This is a genomic window from Colwellia psychrerythraea 34H (genome assembly GCF_000012325.1).
In the GTDB taxonomy this organism is placed as follows: domain Bacteria; phylum Pseudomonadota; class Gammaproteobacteria; order Enterobacterales; family Alteromonadaceae; genus Colwellia; species Colwellia psychrerythraea_A.
This window is the reverse complement of record NC_003910.7, coordinates 362,857-376,545: the sequence shown is the minus strand read 5'-3', so window position 1 is coordinate 376,545 and position 13,689 is coordinate 362,857. Positions and strand designations below refer to the sequence as shown.

The following is a 13,689-nucleotide window of genomic DNA, read 5'->3' as shown; positions in this document are numbered from 1 at the left end:
AATTATCAGCCCCTTAAATGGGCGTTATATTTATATCGAAGAATGGAGTCTTTAATAATGTTTCCCAAATGTTTTAACTGTTCAAATAATATACCTTTGAGTTGGTTTCTTGGTGCCTTTATGTGGACGAAACATCGATGTGTTGCATGTGGTGAACTACATGAATTTACTAATTCACGTAGACTTTATAGTGGTCTAGTTGGTGCTGGAGTTGTACTTATTCCATCCTTACTTGACGGGATTATTTCATCTCAAGGAGTACGTTTTTTACTCATTGGCTTAATACTATTTCTCGTATTATCAATTATTCCAGGACAGCATCGATTAATCCCAAACAAAAGTGTTGATGTAAAATAAATATAACAAGTCGTTAAAGCAGGACAAATAACAGTTGGCTTTTGCTCCTTCGTCGCTTATTTTAGCCAACAATATTTTGCCTCTTAACGAGGCGTTAGGTGTACTTGGTGTTGACTTCTGAAACAAATTATTCTGAATGTAGTTATGAGGAGCTATTAGATGTTTTACAGCATATTGATCAGGATAAATATCATGAGAGATATCAAATTTTACTGCTAGAAATAGACAATAGAAAGAAAGGAATCCCCCCTAAAACTAGTTTTAAGTCAAAGCCATCAACTTATACAGTTAAAAAAAATGATGGAGTTATAGTCAAAGTAATATCTGAATTAAAGTTGAATACCTCTAGACTATTGAAAACTATTTTCATTTTAGCTTGTATCTCAACGTTCCTAACGGCTATCCTCGTACCTCAATCTGAAGGTTATGGTGACTTGGTAGCAACTGTAGCTTTTATTTTTTTATGTCCATTTTTACTTGTTTACTGCATTCACGCAATTAGAATTGGAGAAATAGAAATCAAAATTATTACAGTTAAGCGGAGTGAGTCACCCGAAAGTTTTTGGTTCGGAATCCTTCTTTATTCTGTTTTTTCTATTTCGATTCTATCAATACTTTTTTGGCAAACGTACACCTAACAAGCCAATTAATCAGGACAAATAACAGTTGGTTTTTGCTCCTGCGTCGCTTATTTTAACCAACTGATATTTGCCCATTATTGGGGCGTTATCGATACAAAACCTAATCCGAAGTATTGATTGTCTTTAAAAGCAAATGTCTCGAATGTGGCATTAGTTGACTATTTAAACTGCATATTAAACGAACAAACACATAACAAGTGACTATGGTGTTAATTCTTTGGTATCGATAATAAAGTTAATGTTATAAAACATTAACTTTAGATAAGGCAGCATCGGTAATAGCTGTCACCTCACCATTAACAATCTCTGTTTTGACAGTCCAATTATTAGGAACATCACCTACAATTCTTGTAGAACAAACAAGCAGCATATCCGCTAATAACTGGCTTAAATCCTCAAGACCAATTTCTTCTTCAAGCAATTCCAAAGTAGTCGCGAAATTTTCCATTGACTGGCTCATATATTATTATCTCTATTGTCTTATTGCTTTAGTCCAAAGCCTTGCGCTTTAATAACTCGCAAGTTATTTTTGGCACTACATTCTTTGCCCTGACCAAACTACGCGGCCAATAATTTCTATGTCTGTACCGTCTAGGTTTTCTTTATTTATTTCCCAAGGTTCATACAGGTTATTATCTGATTTCACTTTAATAATTCCGTTAGGCAACATTTGTAATCGTTTCACTAGTAAGTTTTGTTCGTGTCGCATCACGTAAATACCATCACTTAAACCATTAAAGTGTTTGTTCACCATTATCATGGCACCGTTCTTTAATGTCGGGTACATACTGTCACCATCGACTAACATCAAAAAGACATCATTGGCGTTTACACCAATTTCTTTATTTAGCCACTCTGGCTCAAAGCTAATTAAGTTAGCTTGTTCTTCCACTTCTACTAATGCCCCTCCCCCTGCGGAAGCTGATATTTCGTAAAAAGAAAGGCTAATACGGGTATCAGTTTTTACGTCTGAATCGTTTTGGATTGATAGTTCTGCCTTTCTAAATGCACTGGCAGGAATTTTATTTCGACCTCTCCATGTTCTTATTGTGGTTGGAGAAACCCCTAAAGCTTCAGATAACTCACTAATTCTACTCGTTTTAGTTGTTTTAAATAAATCATCCAATTGTTTATCAAAATCATCCACACTATTTTCCTTTAAAAACATAGTTGCAAAACGCTCCATTATGAAATAGTATCTTTATGGAGCGATACGGAGCGGTTATAGTCGATTGTAATCGCTTTGAATTGCTTTAACCCTAAATGATTACATAGGTGATATATGAATACAAATTTCGCACTACTAGCTCGTTTTGAATCACCTGTGATCGAACTGAAAGACGTTTGCCAAGAATTCTTTGGTATTAGCGTAAAAACGGCTAAGCAAAAAATTAAAGGCCAAGACTTTCCAGTACCAACATTTAGCTTAAGTAAGTCTGAACGCAGCCCTGTATTCATAAAGGTAGAAGATTTAGCGAGTTATATCGACAAACAATATGAAATTGCCTCGAAAGAATGGCAACAAGTACACGTAGCTTAACCATGAATAATCCTAACGTCTATTTTCAAAGGGAAGACTGGGGCGATGTTGCGATACAGCACAACGGCCAAGTGCATCACTTTTGTAATTTAGTCTCGTTAATTGGATTTCTTCAAACGGTATACGGTCACGAATTCAACTTAATTGAAGTTGATGAAAACAACTATCACGAACTACAACGACAAGGGGCTTTTGATGAAAACTAAACCAACAACAATCCCTTGTTTAGTGGATGCCTTGTCACTGACTTGGTCACCCAAAGAATTATTAAACATTAAGCAGATGGCAAAGATTGGCGCGTGTATCAAAAGCGAATTAATCGTTAAGGCAAAAGATGCCGCTTTAAATCGTGAACTGGCAAAACTTGAGAACACAAAAAACAAAGAACTGTTAGGCACTAACGCCTTTAACGCCCATGAATACGAAGCTATTTTGAGCCGTTACAAAGAATCATGTAGCACCATCACACGTGAATATAACAATCGTCGACACAAAGACTTGCCGCTTAAATCACTTGCGCTTTCAGACAACGAAGTTTCTGCACGTTATGAATTACGTGACATGTTAAAAGGCGAATTAGAAGTCGATACCGGCATTAAATATGGTGACCGTTTAAACAACTTATTAGACAACATTGGTGTCGATTTACTCGATGTTCTTTGTTGCGGCGAAGTAGAACGCTTTGTTTGTCGTTTGAATAATGTGTTCACTCAGGAAACTTTTATTTGGACGGTTAAGAATAATCCGACAGGACGTTTTAATTATTCTTACTCAGCCACTCTGTACGCTGATGGTGAGCAAGCTGGTGTTATTTGTTGGGGTGGTAAAAACCTTGGTTGTTACGTGTCGTTCATGGGAACGGGTTGTAACGCTTTGGATATGAAACGCCTCTATGAAGAAATCAAAAATATTCCAGCGCTTAAAATTACCCGTATTGATTTAGCGCATGACGATTACGCAGGGAAGCACTCTATTAAGCGAGCATTGAGTAAAGCCAAGAAAGGCCTGTTTAACTCTGGCGGCCGCCCTGCTTGTTATATGTATGTTGAATCTGGGCATTTAACAGAAAAAATGCTGAAAGAGAACTTTAAAGACTTAAAAGAAATCAGTAACGAGTCCACTAAATCAACGGCTAAGAAAACCTTTGGCTTTATTCCAAGCAAGGGAAAAACGCTTTATATCGGTTCTCGTGAATCTGGCAAGCTGTTACGCATATATGAAAAAGGTAAACAGCTAGGTGATATGAAATCTAAGTGGGTACGTTGGGAAGTTGAATTGCATTCAAGCCAACGCGTTATACCACTTGATGCCATGGTAAAGCCGAGTGAATACCTTGCAGCCACTTACCCAGCACTCAATTTTTTAAGTGTTGAGCAATGCAAAATTAAAACCCTGGTTAAACAAGCCACCATGACCATCGAGAAAATTGTTGAAAACCAAGTTATCAGTACACGTAAAGCCATCAACATGATGCGCGTAATTTGTGGTTTATCTGATAGCGAAATCGTAGAGAAATTTGTAAAAGACATTGAAGAGCCCGACTGTCGTTCGTCAATGCCTAAACGGTTGAAAGCCTCTGTTATTGAAGAGTGGGTTTTACAACAACAAGCACAAACGGCAGCAGCTTAAACATTAATTATTTGGAGAGATAAACATGAGTATTCAAACAGGTATTTTTTTACGCGGCATTTTAGTCGGTACTAAGTTAACTAAAAACCGTTACATCGATAAAGGTGGCGTAGCTCAAGAGAACAGCTATACCGAAATTGGTATTGAAGTCTCTTTTGTTAATGGCTTTGACCAAGAACAAAAGATGATTAGAACCGCTCGCATAAGTGCTGAAAAAGAAAAAGATGCCTTTTTCATTAAAACGCTTTCAGAAAGTCACGGTGCTTTGGTTGAATTACCTGTGAATGTCGGTGATTACCGCAATGTTTACGTTGATTCAAAAGCCGTACTGCTTGTGATTGAACCCGCTCAACAACAAAAAGCAGGTTAATTAATTATGTCGGTTTGTGCAGCTAATGACGGTACAGGTTATTTAAAAATAGTTGCAGAAACGGACTGTACAGAATTTGTTTTGGTGAGTCAGTCTGAATTCGTTGAATTACAAAGTGGCTCACTACAACAAATGAATGAAACGCTACATCTGCTTTTTGCTTTTGATGTAGAAGTGTTCGCAATCGTTGAATTAGCGCTAATTATGGCTTTTTTAACATCACATTTCGGTGGGCGTGTTGCTCGCTGGTTAGGTAAATAAAATAAGGTTTATAACATGAACAAATTAGTTAGTTTTTTAAAAACAAAAAAAGTTAAAGCGGTAGCTGCTGTTTCTGCAATTGCTGGCTCTTCTGCTGCGGTTCAAGCGGCTGATTATACGGCTCAAATTGGTACAGCAGTAACTGAAGGTAGTGGCAATGTAACCGCTGTTATTGCGGGTGTTATTGGCGTAGCAATCCTTGGTTTTGGTGTTGGTAAAATGCTTGGTTGGTTCGGTCGTTAAGCGATGGTCACAACCATTTTATTAGCTTGTTGCCTTTATTACTGCTGTATCGAGGGATTTACAAGCGGGATTAGGGCTTCTTAGGAAGTCCTTTTTTTTACCTAAAATTTGAGTCTTGTTATGTTTCGATTATTACTTTTTATCCTGATTTTTATTTTTAGTTTTAATGTTTCGGCTATTGTTACGATCACTAATAAAATAGGTTTAGCTTCGGCTTTTACTTTTGATTATTGTTCTGGTGATGATGCCCAATCAGCTAATTGTGCTCAGATTGCCCCCTCTGAAATCGCTTACGGTGATGGTAATACCTATTATAAATGTCCTCTTATTTATTCAAGCTCTACAAGGATTAAGTATCGCTTGGGTTCTCAGTGTAATGATTCTGGTAATATCACTGCTACTCTTTATTTGTCTTATTCTGTCGGTTGTCAATCTCCTATTGAATGCCATGAATTAGCAAATTTAGATTGTAGTTCTACTTCAAGAGTTGTTACTGGTTTCGTTTACACTTCCCCTAATGTTTATAGTTATTCTTGTGAAGATTTTAAATCTGAGTCTGATAAGTGTAACGATGTTGTAAAAAATCAATGTGCTAATAACTGGGGCGTTAAAAGTTCAAATTATACTGATGATGGTCAAGGCACTACTTCTTGTACTGGTGTTTGTAATGATGGCTCTATACCTAAAGAAGAGGACTGTTCTGTTTATCCTTTTTGTGATGTTCCTGAGCCACCTAGTGATTTAGATTTTGGTTCTGGTGGTACTGGTTCAAGTGTTGACCCCTCTACAACTACTACTGAAGATGTTGAACATGATATTGATTATGAAGCTGATGGAACCACTTCTGACACCTCTTCAAATATTTCTTCATTACAAGGCGATAAGCTTATTAATGAAGTTGTTGCTACCCGCAATGCTAATACTAAAAATTTAGCTTCTACCACTGAGACAACTAATCAAACTATTGTTGAAAAATCTGATGATATATCAACCACTGTTAGTAATTCTGCTAACGGTATTATTGATGCTGTTAATCGTATTGAAAAGGCTGTTTTTGATGATAAGGGTATTATTGGTGCTGTTAATAGTCTTGGTTCTGGTATCGATGGTTTGGGTGATAAAATTGATGGTTTGGGTGATGAATTAGGGGGTAGTTATCAGTCTGATTTTGGCGTAGCTAGCTTTAGTGCTTATGACACTCTTTTTATTAATGAAAGTGATTTAACTGGTCTTACTGATGGTTTTAAGGCTTCTATTGGTGTTGAGAATAGATTGTTTATTAATGAGGTAAGGGAAAAGTTTAATTTTACGGCGGGTAATAGTGGTGGTTATCAGGCTAATAATCTTGATTTAGGTAAATGGGGTTCTCATGATATTTCATTAGCTCGTTTTTCTGAGTATTTTGGCGGTGTTGGCAATGTTGTTTATTTTCTTGCTGCCCTTAGTGCGTTGACTATTGTACTTGGAGGGATTAAATCATGAGGTTATTTATTTTTGTTTTATTAGCTTTTTTTTCCTTTGATATTTTTGCTGCTCCTCAAACGGGTGTTACTGGTTTTTTTGAAACTGCCACAATCTTTTTCATGAGTATTTATGAGTTTTTTACTGTCATTATTCCTACTGCAATAGGTGATTTTTTTGTTTGGTTAACGAGTTATTTACTTTATTTAAAGTTTTATCTTATGTATGAAACGTTGGTTTTTGCTCATGAGGTCGCTTTATCTTTTATTCAAATGATTAACATTAATGAGGTTGTGAATACTGCAATTTCTAATCTTCCTCCTGATTTACGACAAGCGGCATCAGATATGCGTTTTTTTGATGCGCTTAGCTTACTTATTGAAGCGCTTATTACACGTCTTGTTTATCAGATGAGTTTTTAATGATTAGATTTATATATCTGTCTGCGCGTTTATCTTTTTTGATTGTTTTTTCATTTGTCGTTTTGTTTTATATGCAAAGAGGTTAACTCATGGCTACTAAAGTTTTTCATGGTCCCCCAGGCTCTTACAAATCATCTACGGCCATGTGGTTTGAAATTGTTCCTGCTTTACGTATTGGTCGTGTAGTTGTTACTAATTTGCAGGGCATCAAAACGCTTGAAGAGATACAGCGCGAGTTAAAAGAGGTTTTTCCTAGTACGGCTAGATTGTTACGAATAAGTATTGGTAATGATACGGGTATGTTGTTGATGCGTAATTTCTTTCATTGGTTGCCGATTGGCGCGCTTATCTTTCTGGATGAAATACAAGATATTTACCCAAATGATAAGTCTTTTAAGGCTTCTGATTATGACTATAAGACTGAGGGCGCTTTTGATGATTTATTGCCTCAAGAGTTTTCGGAAATTTATCATGAAGAACAACGCAAAATTAAGTCCAATGTAAACATTGAAGATTATCAGGATGATATTGGTGAATCTCTTTTTGATGAGCGAAATTATTTACGATACCCAAGAACGCTGCGTGAATGCTTTATGCGTCATAGGCATTACAACTGGGATATCTTATTGGCCACGCCTGATATTAAGGAAATATCATCGTTTATCCGCTCTGTTTGTGAGGTTGCTTATGCTCACTCGTCAAAAGATGCGATCCCAATTCCCTACTACAAAAGACGTCCTAGAATTCTAGAACATTTACCCAAAACTAATGGAATTTCTGTTGGTAAAAACGATATTGTCACGTTCAAAAAGGTGCCGCTCGATGTTTTCAAACTTTATAAGTCCACAGCAACAGGAAAATCTACTAAGTCGGGCGCTGGTCAGTCGCCTATTACTCCTAGTGTTATTGTTGGCTTCGCCTTTGTGGTTGCCTATCTTGTGTATATGGTTTTCTTTTTCTTCGACGATGAAAGCATTGAAGTTGATGAACCGTTGGCGAATAGTTTACCTAATGCGATTTCACAAAGTCCGAAAGCTTCAGCGGCTGCTGTTCAAGTTGCTAATGCTTCCGTTCGTACTGCTCAAAAAAGTGATGGGGAGATTAATCCTTTTTCTTTTCGTCGTGCTAGTGTTTCGACTGTTACTGCGCCTAATAATTTTGTAGCGCTGCCGTTCGGTGCGACCAAGATGTATATCAATGCGGTTAATACGGTTTATTTTAATAAGCATCGTGTTACTCGTGATTATGTCTTCACTGCTTACATTAATGATGAAGTATTAAATGTTGGCTCTGAATCGTTAATAGCGATGGGTTATAAGATTTTCTTTAGCTCAGACTGTTTAGTTGAATTAAGGTCAAATAATCACAGTAACTATGTGTATTGTGAGCCAACTAAACCGAGTGAGCCTTTTCAAGAAGCGAGGGGCAATAGCCCTATTCAGTTGTCATTACTCTAAGTTGTTTGTTTATGTGTTGTACGTAGCCGTTATTATGTTCTTTTTTACGTTTTAGTACCAAAGTTGTTTAACCTGGTTAAACCGGTAAGCCTTTTTTGGTACTAATTCATTGTCCAGGCATGCTTGCCAGGATAACTTTTTGGTACTAATTCATTGTCCAGGCACGCTTGCCAGGATAACTTTTTGGTACTAATTCATTGTCCAGGCACGCTTGCCAGGATAACTTTTTGGTACTAATTCATTGTCCAGGCACGCTTGCCAGGATAACCTTTTGGTACTAATCCGTTAGAATATCGAGGGCTTGTTGCAACCCTTTCTGCTGTCGCTTTATCGTTTTGATTTCTTCAAGTATCGCCTCAAGCTTTTCCAGCTTCTTTTTTGTTTTCCTTAATTCTTTGGTCACTGATACATGATTAACGATCGCTTTCTTTGTTGCACCAGCGGCGGTTGCTTCACTGTAATGTTGTTTAAGCGATTCAACGAACGCGACGAACTCAGGCTCTGACTCATTAATTTTAATTAGCATGATTAGTTTCCTTTTCATCAGCAGTATTTAGCGTCTTCATTTTGGCCACAATTGCCCGTGTCTCTTCCTTTAGTTCTTCAATCTCTTTTAAAGTGTTAGCGATTTCAGCTTCAATATCATTCATGCTCTAAGTTCCCTGATAGTGTCAATTTAATGTGTACCCGTTTCGCAGAAACATAGGGGTGCGCGCTTAATTTGATGCTAATCAAACAGAGTGAGAGAATAATTTTGTCAATGAAAATCAAGGAGTGTCTGAGGTTATTTTTGTGTATTTAAAAATGTTCTTAGAAACCTTTATTTTACTTTACTAAATTAGGCTTGAAGCTCTTTGGAACCGCTTTTGACCTTTTCTCTATTCTTTACTTAATGATTACTTTTAGGCAACTGAGCTTTCTATTGACGACCCTGAGCGATGATGACGAGGACGAGGGCGAAGCCTGAGCAACGAGGAAGAGGAATGGAGCGGTAGGAGGAAATGAAAGATTTTACTCCCGTTTAGTAATACGGGGGTAAAGTTTTTTCGGAGTACCTCTGCAAGCTTTAAGTGACAAGGCTTACAGAGATTTGTCTTGTTTTTGTTTGTTCGTTTTTCTTCGCGTAGCGAGTGTTGCAGAATGCCCCAAGTAGTTTCGTTTTTGGCTCTAATATTTGTTAGTGCCAATATTCCCTTGGTGCACTAACCTGAAGTCTCAGAGTTGCTTGGTGTCAGTATTATTTACAATATTACGTTATTGAAAAAACGTGGAAGCCATCATTACATTGAAATTAAAAGGTATTTTAATATTGGTATGTTTTATGCCTAAATCAATGAGTTACTATTATAACCGTTACCTACCAAAATAAATAAACAGTGATTAAAAGGAATATCAAATGAAATTTAAATTTTTAAAAGGTACTTTTGCAAGTCTTGCGTTAGCTTGTTGTAGTTTAGCCAATGCCGGACTTATTATTGGTGCTGATTCCGTAACCGCGCCTAATTCAAATGGTTCTGCTTTGGCAGTCAATATAATCAACCAAAATGGTTTAAGTCAGAACTATACTTCAGGTGTAACTGATTTCGATACGTTTCTATCCACAGCTACACATAATAATTCTTGCGGGAGTAACTGCTGGGCGAATGTTCCCAATGTTATTTTCCCTATCAATCTTGATTTTTCTTTAGGTGGTTTATTTGAATTAGAAAGTATAGGAATTTGGAACTATCATGGTGCACTGGGACTTAATGAATTCGAGTTATTTGCAGCAGACAACTCCAGTTTTTTAGGTTCAACCTCACTTGGGACATTTAACGTAGGTATGGAGTCTAGTTCCGCTGTAGCTTCGGGGCAAAGCTTTTCTTTTGCTTCTACCAACGCTTCATTTATTAGAATGAAACTTAATTCAAATTACGGTAGTACTGGGCAAGTCGCTATTGGTGAAGTGGTATTCGAGAAAGCTTCATCTACTGATATTCCAGAGCCTTCTACACTTGCAATTTTTGCATTAGGAATGATTGGTTTAGCATCACGTAGATTTAAGAAACAATCTTAAAAAATTAGTTTCATTATCAAAACTTATTATCGACAATGGTATGCCTGAATAAACCCATGGACCCATATTTGTTGATAATCTTCATGAAGCATCTTCCAGTTTGGTAGATGCTTTTTTTGTACATAAAGCTATGTTAATCGACGAATGTGATTTTGTAATGTCTTCTTATACTCTCGAAGTTACCGTAAATATTACAGACTCGTAATCAATATTTATGTCTTATCTGTCGCAGCTATAGCCCTTAGCGTTTTATTTTAAAAAATTAATATCGCTATATCCTTGCGCACAGAAGACATTAACCTAACTTCATCGCGTAGCGAATACTTATTAATATTGTATAAAACAAAAAGTTAGCTATATTTTAGTTAGTATGAATCAAGGATGATTATTATGACTAGCGAAGAATTTAAGCGTTTAAATTTTTTATCAGAAAAATCAATTAATGGTGACCCCACTCATAGTGAGCTTGTTGAACTAAAGAGACTTCTAACGATGTGGAATATATCAACAGAATATAATTTACTTCTATCCTCTTATACTACTAATACAGAAAATTAATATTAGTGCTAATGATGTTTCAATTAAATCTTATTCTCATAATAAACTTAACTGAAACATGCCTCGCTATTTTACGTTTCTTAATTATTTATTCTTCGGCAAATTTATCATGCAGTTTATGAGGGAATAACTGCGTATATACTTGCCAAAGTATATTCAAATTTCTATGTCCTGTGACTTGTGCCACTTCTTCAATGCTATAACCTTTTTCAAACAGCCTAGATGCGCCCTCTCGTCTTAAGTCATGATATCTTAAGTCAGTTATGCCTAAAGTATTTCTAACACGCTGAAACCCTGCTGATACGGAGGCAGAGGCATAAGGAAAGATTCTCTCATCTGTTTCTAATTGCTTTTTCACTATGTCGTATGAACCAGCTAATAACGGCACGATCATATGGTTACCCTCTTTCTTCCTTGGGTCTTTTCTGTCTCTTACAATTACCGTTTTGTGTTCATGATTTAAATCTTCCCATTTAATTTTACAGACTTCACCTATTCTCATACATGTCAGTATGGAAAAATTAAGAATATCAACAAAGGGGATTTTACTACTTTGTTGCTTCTGTCTTTCTGTTAGTGCTTCTATAAGCCTTTCCAATTCATTTTCTGTGGGTCTGCGTGTACGCTTTTGGCTCTTGCCAACAAGCTTCATGTCAATTAATACAGGAACTGCATCTTCAAATATTTTCCAATTTGCTTTTACATCAAAAACGGGAAGAGCTTTCTTCATTATGCTTCGTAAATATGCAATATCATGATAAACAGTCGCACCTCCAGCCCCTGCATCCCGACGCATTCTGCAGTGGCTTATTAAATCACTAGTTTTAAGCTCATTTGCTAAAACTGATGCAATAGGAGAATCCCGTAACATATCGATTACGTATCGTTTAGTTCTTCCAGTGTTTCCCCATAAATCGGCATCGTTGATATATAGGTCTATCAATTCAGCAATTGAAATTTTCTTTTCTTGAAGAATAATACTGTTTAGCTCAATATCGTCTTTTCTGATTCTTCCCCAAGTATTCGCTAATTCTTTTTTACTGAATGTTCTGGATTCCCTATGTATAATCGCACCATTCTTTTTTACTCGAACTGTACATCGATAGCTGAAATCTCCGTTTGCCTTTTGGCGTTTATCAATTGTTACTGATGCCATGAATATTTTCCTTAATCGTCCTACTCAGAATGGAACACTTACGGAACACCTTAGACGGAAACTCAACGAAAGTACAGGCGATTCAAGCCGATTTGGAGCTTAATCAAATGACCATAATTACCGACTCAAAGCCTTATATAGCAAGGGCTACAATCAATCACAAGCTCTCAGTTGCGCCGATGCTCGATTGGACAGATAAACATTCTCGTTATTTCTATCGTCTAATGACTCAACACACTGTGCTTTACACAGAAATGGTCACTACCGGTGCAATTTTACGTGGCAAGGGGGATTACTTATCCTATAACGATGCAGAGCACCCATTAGTATTACAGCTAGGGGGTAGTGATGTTAAAGCAATGACGGAATGTGCCAAAATTGCTGAACAATACGGTTATGATGAAGTAAATATTAATGTTGGCTGTCCGTCTGATAGAGTTCAGAACGGTCGATTTGGTGCATGTTTGATGGCCGAGCCTGCTTTGGTTGCTCAATGCGTTAACCAAATGCAATCAGCGACGAATATTCCAGTCACCGTGAAATCACGGATCGGTATTGATGATTTAGATTCTTACGAATTTTTGCATACTTTTATTGAAGAAGTATCAAAAGCTGATTGTCGCCATTTCATTATTCATGCGAGAAAAGCCTGGTTGACTGGATTAAGTCCTAAACAGAATCGTGATGTTCCCCCTTTAGACTACGATCGTGTTTATCAAATAAAAAATGATTTTAAGGATTTAGAAGTATCCATTAATGGTGGTATTAAAACGTTCTCTGAAGCTAATGAACATCTTCAGCATATTGATGGCGTAATGATTGGACGAGAAATATATAACAGCCCATATATGCTCGCAGATGCAGATAATGAAATATACCAATCAGACACTATAAAATTATCAAGATCTGAAGTGATTGATTTAATGGTTCCCTATATCGACGAAACAATAGCGAATGGCGGGCGAGCGTGGCATGTACTGCGTCATATGTTAGGGCTTTGTAATGGTTTATCAGGAGCGCGTAAGTTCAGACAACACTTGAGTGAGTGTGCAGGTAAAGATGGTGCTGGTGGACAAGTACTACTTGATGCATTCAATAAGGTTACTTTACCTTAATAACTATTCTTATCTCAATATTGGGAATGAGTGTCCCGATATTGAGATCATAAAATATTAGCAACTTACTTTTTCAATTATTTATCGGTATTTTTAACCACAAAATAGCCTTTATAACCACCCATCGATTCATAATCAAACACCCTTTATATATTCAAAGAATAACAAAAAATAAATATCCTCATTAATCAGTACGTTAACAATTAATAATAACATTGGCACAACCTTTGTACTACTTATTGCAACTTAGTAATAAATACACACATTTCGCATTACTTTTTAGATTCATTAAATAGTCGAAATATACAAGGAAAGACCGATGTTAGATTTAAATACTTTATTCATATTAACTATGATCCCAGCTTCAGCATTATTTCTTATCTCAATGGTAGTTGGTGTTTTTGAAAGCTAAGCTAGATTTCT

19 protein-coding genes are annotated in these 13,689 nt (G+C 36.6%); 14 read left to right on the top strand and 5 right to left on the bottom strand.

Annotation, left to right across the window (positions count from 1 at the left end; genetic code table 11):
* Window positions 1–120 precede the first annotated feature (120 nt).
* Both CPS_RS01675 and CPS_RS01670 read left to right on the top strand, forming a co-directional pair.
* Window positions 121–357 carry a hypothetical protein gene (locus CPS_RS01675; RefSeq protein WP_138140220.1) on the top strand — a complete coding sequence of 79 codons (237 nt, stop codon included), beginning with the start codon at window positions 121–123 and terminating at the stop codon, window positions 355–357.
* Window positions 358–464: 107 nt separating this feature from the next.
* Window positions 465–995: a hypothetical protein gene (locus CPS_RS01670; protein ID WP_011041233.1), complete on the top strand. Its 531-nt coding sequence runs from the start codon at window positions 465–467 to the stop codon at window positions 993–995.
* 244 nt (window positions 996–1,239) lie between these two features.
* On the opposite strand, the gene CPS_RS01665 is transcribed toward CPS_RS01670, so the two are convergent.
* The gene (locus CPS_RS01665; protein ID WP_041736563.1) at window positions 1,240–1,458 is read right to left on the bottom strand and encodes a hypothetical protein; all 219 of its coding nucleotides are present in this window, start codon (window positions 1,456–1,458) and stop codon (window positions 1,240–1,242) included.
* Window positions 1,459–1,533: 75 nt separating this feature from the next.
* Entirely contained in the window at window positions 1,534–2,145 is a 612-nt protein-coding gene (locus CPS_RS01660) for a helix-turn-helix domain-containing protein (protein WP_049757982.1), read from the bottom strand.
* Window positions 2,146–2,280: 135 nt separating this feature from the next.
* Between CPS_RS01660 and CPS_RS01655 the strand changes: the two genes are divergently transcribed.
* The 9 genes from CPS_RS01655 to CPS_RS22765 all read left to right on the top strand — a co-directional run bounded on the left by CPS_RS01655 (window position 2,281) and on the right by CPS_RS22765 (window position 8,381).
* Window positions 2,281–2,538 carry a pyocin activator PrtN family protein gene (locus CPS_RS01655; RefSeq protein ID WP_011041230.1) on the top strand — a complete coding sequence of 86 codons (258 nt, stop codon included), beginning with the start codon at window positions 2,281–2,283 and terminating at the stop codon, window positions 2,536–2,538.
* Window positions 2,539–2,540: 2 nt separating this feature from the next.
* A complete protein-coding gene (locus CPS_RS01650) occupies window positions 2,541–2,744 on the top strand; it encodes a hypothetical protein (protein WP_011041731.1) in 204 nt (67 codons plus the stop codon).
* A complete protein-coding gene (locus tag CPS_RS01645; protein WP_011041228.1) occupies window positions 2,734–4,167 on the top strand; it encodes a replication initiation factor domain-containing protein in 1,434 nt (477 codons plus the stop codon). Before CPS_RS01650 ends, CPS_RS01645 begins: the two co-directional genes overlap by 11 nt.
* 25 nt (window positions 4,168–4,192) lie before the next feature.
* Window positions 4,193–4,537 (top strand): hypothetical protein, encoded by a 345-nt coding sequence (locus CPS_RS01640; RefSeq protein WP_011041227.1) that lies wholly within the window; start codon window positions 4,193–4,195, stop codon window positions 4,535–4,537.
* Between the two features lie 6 nt (window positions 4,538–4,543).
* A complete protein-coding gene (locus CPS_RS01635) occupies window positions 4,544–4,798 on the top strand; it encodes a hypothetical protein (RefSeq protein WP_011041226.1) in 255 nt (84 codons plus the stop codon).
* Window positions 4,799–4,813: 15 nt separating this feature from the next.
* The gene (locus tag CPS_RS01630) at window positions 4,814–5,041 is read left to right on the top strand and encodes a hypothetical protein (RefSeq protein WP_011041225.1); all 228 of its coding nucleotides are present in this window, start codon (window positions 4,814–4,816) and stop codon (window positions 5,039–5,041) included.
* 120 nt (window positions 5,042–5,161) lie between these two features.
* The gene (locus CPS_RS01625) at window positions 5,162–6,523 is read left to right on the top strand and encodes a hypothetical protein (RefSeq protein ID WP_011041224.1); all 1,362 of its coding nucleotides are present in this window, start codon (window positions 5,162–5,164) and stop codon (window positions 6,521–6,523) included.
* Window positions 6,520–6,924, top strand: a complete 405-nt coding sequence (locus CPS_RS01620) for a hypothetical protein (RefSeq protein ID WP_011041223.1) — start codon at window positions 6,520–6,522, stop codon at window positions 6,922–6,924. The genes CPS_RS01625 and CPS_RS01620 overlap by 4 nt, the downstream gene beginning before the upstream one ends.
* Window positions 6,925–7,013: 89 nt before the next feature.
* Window positions 7,014–8,381 carry a zonular occludens toxin family protein gene (locus tag CPS_RS22765; RefSeq protein ID WP_011041222.1) on the top strand — a complete coding sequence of 456 codons (1,368 nt, stop codon included), beginning with the start codon at window positions 7,014–7,016 and terminating at the stop codon, window positions 8,379–8,381.
* Window positions 8,382–8,658: 277 nt separating this feature from the next.
* On the opposite strand, the gene CPS_RS01610 is transcribed toward CPS_RS22765, so the two are convergent.
* Together CPS_RS01610 and CPS_RS24220 are read right to left on the bottom strand one after the other, a co-directional pair.
* On the bottom strand, window positions 8,659–8,907 hold the full coding sequence (locus tag CPS_RS01610) for a hypothetical protein (RefSeq protein ID WP_011041221.1): 249 nt from the start codon (window positions 8,905–8,907) through the stop codon (window positions 8,659–8,661).
* A complete protein-coding gene (locus tag CPS_RS24220) occupies window positions 8,897–9,031 on the bottom strand; it encodes a hypothetical protein (protein WP_011041220.1) in 135 nt (44 codons plus the stop codon). The genes CPS_RS01610 and CPS_RS24220 overlap by 11 nt, the downstream gene beginning before the upstream one ends.
* A gap of 746 nt (window positions 9,032–9,777) precedes the next feature.
* Between CPS_RS24220 and CPS_RS24005 the strand changes: the two genes are divergently transcribed.
* Window positions 9,778–10,437 (top strand): PEP-CTERM sorting domain-containing protein, encoded by a 660-nt coding sequence (locus CPS_RS24005; RefSeq protein WP_011041217.1) that lies wholly within the window; start codon window positions 9,778–9,780, stop codon window positions 10,435–10,437.
* A 390-nt stretch (window positions 10,438–10,827) separates the two neighbouring features.
* Complete coding sequence (locus CPS_RS23815; protein ID WP_011041216.1) at window positions 10,828–10,995, top strand: hypothetical protein; 168 nt, start codon at window positions 10,828–10,830, stop codon at window positions 10,993–10,995.
* 88 nt (window positions 10,996–11,083) lie between these two features.
* On the opposite strand, the gene CPS_RS01600 is transcribed toward CPS_RS23815, so the two are convergent.
* Window positions 11,084–12,151, bottom strand: coding sequence for a site-specific integrase (locus CPS_RS01600; RefSeq protein WP_011041215.1), 1,068 nt, complete (start codon window positions 12,149–12,151; stop codon window positions 11,084–11,086).
* Window positions 12,152–12,258: 107 nt separating this feature from the next.
* Here CPS_RS01600 and dusA point away from each other — a divergent pair, with 107 nt between their 5' ends.
* Window positions 12,259–13,266, top strand: a complete 1,008-nt coding sequence (gene dusA, locus CPS_RS01595) for a tRNA dihydrouridine(20/20a) synthase DusA (protein ID WP_011041214.1) — start codon at window positions 12,259–12,261, stop codon at window positions 13,264–13,266.
* Window positions 13,267–13,689 lie beyond the last annotated feature (423 nt).

Excerpts from the sequence above, each read along its gene's own strand:
- CPS_RS01675 (WP_138140220.1), top strand. The coding sequence starts at position 121 with ATGTGGACGAAACATCGATGTGTTGCATGTGGTGAACTACATGAATTT.
- CPS_RS01665 (WP_041736563.1), bottom strand. The coding sequence starts at position 1,458 with ATGAGCCAGTCAATGGAAAATTTCGCGACTACTTTGGAATTGCTTGAA.
- CPS_RS01655 (WP_011041230.1), top strand. The coding sequence starts at position 2,281 with ATGAATACAAATTTCGCACTACTAGCTCGTTTTGAATCACCTGTGATC.
- CPS_RS01650 (WP_011041731.1), top strand. The coding sequence starts at position 2,541 with ATGAATAATCCTAACGTCTATTTTCAAAGGGAAGACTGGGGCGATGTT.
- CPS_RS01645 (WP_011041228.1), top strand. The coding sequence starts at position 2,734 with ATGAAAACTAAACCAACAACAATCCCTTGTTTAGTGGATGCCTTGTCA.
- CPS_RS01640 (WP_011041227.1), top strand. The coding sequence starts at position 4,193 with ATGAGTATTCAAACAGGTATTTTTTTACGCGGCATTTTAGTCGGTACT.
- CPS_RS01635 (WP_011041226.1), top strand. The coding sequence starts at position 4,544 with ATGTCGGTTTGTGCAGCTAATGACGGTACAGGTTATTTAAAAATAGTT.
- CPS_RS01630 (WP_011041225.1), top strand. The coding sequence starts at position 4,814 with ATGAACAAATTAGTTAGTTTTTTAAAAACAAAAAAAGTTAAAGCGGTA.
- CPS_RS01625 (WP_011041224.1), top strand. The coding sequence starts at position 5,162 with ATGTTTCGATTATTACTTTTTATCCTGATTTTTATTTTTAGTTTTAAT.
- CPS_RS01620 (WP_011041223.1), top strand. The coding sequence starts at position 6,520 with ATGAGGTTATTTATTTTTGTTTTATTAGCTTTTTTTTCCTTTGATATT.
- CPS_RS22765 (WP_011041222.1), top strand. The coding sequence starts at position 7,014 with ATGGCTACTAAAGTTTTTCATGGTCCCCCAGGCTCTTACAAATCATCT.
- CPS_RS01610 (WP_011041221.1), bottom strand. The coding sequence starts at position 8,907 with ATGCTAATTAAAATTAATGAGTCAGAGCCTGAGTTCGTCGCGTTCGTT.
- CPS_RS24220 (WP_011041220.1), bottom strand. The coding sequence starts at position 9,031 with ATGAATGATATTGAAGCTGAAATCGCTAACACTTTAAAAGAGATTGAA.
- CPS_RS24005 (WP_011041217.1), top strand. The coding sequence starts at position 9,778 with ATGAAATTTAAATTTTTAAAAGGTACTTTTGCAAGTCTTGCGTTAGCT.
- CPS_RS23815 (WP_011041216.1), top strand. The coding sequence starts at position 10,828 with ATGACTAGCGAAGAATTTAAGCGTTTAAATTTTTTATCAGAAAAATCA.
- CPS_RS01600 (WP_011041215.1), bottom strand. The coding sequence starts at position 12,151 with ATGGCATCAGTAACAATTGATAAACGCCAAAAGGCAAACGGAGATTTC.
- dusA (WP_011041214.1), top strand. The coding sequence starts at position 12,259 with ATGACCATAATTACCGACTCAAAGCCTTATATAGCAAGGGCTACAATC.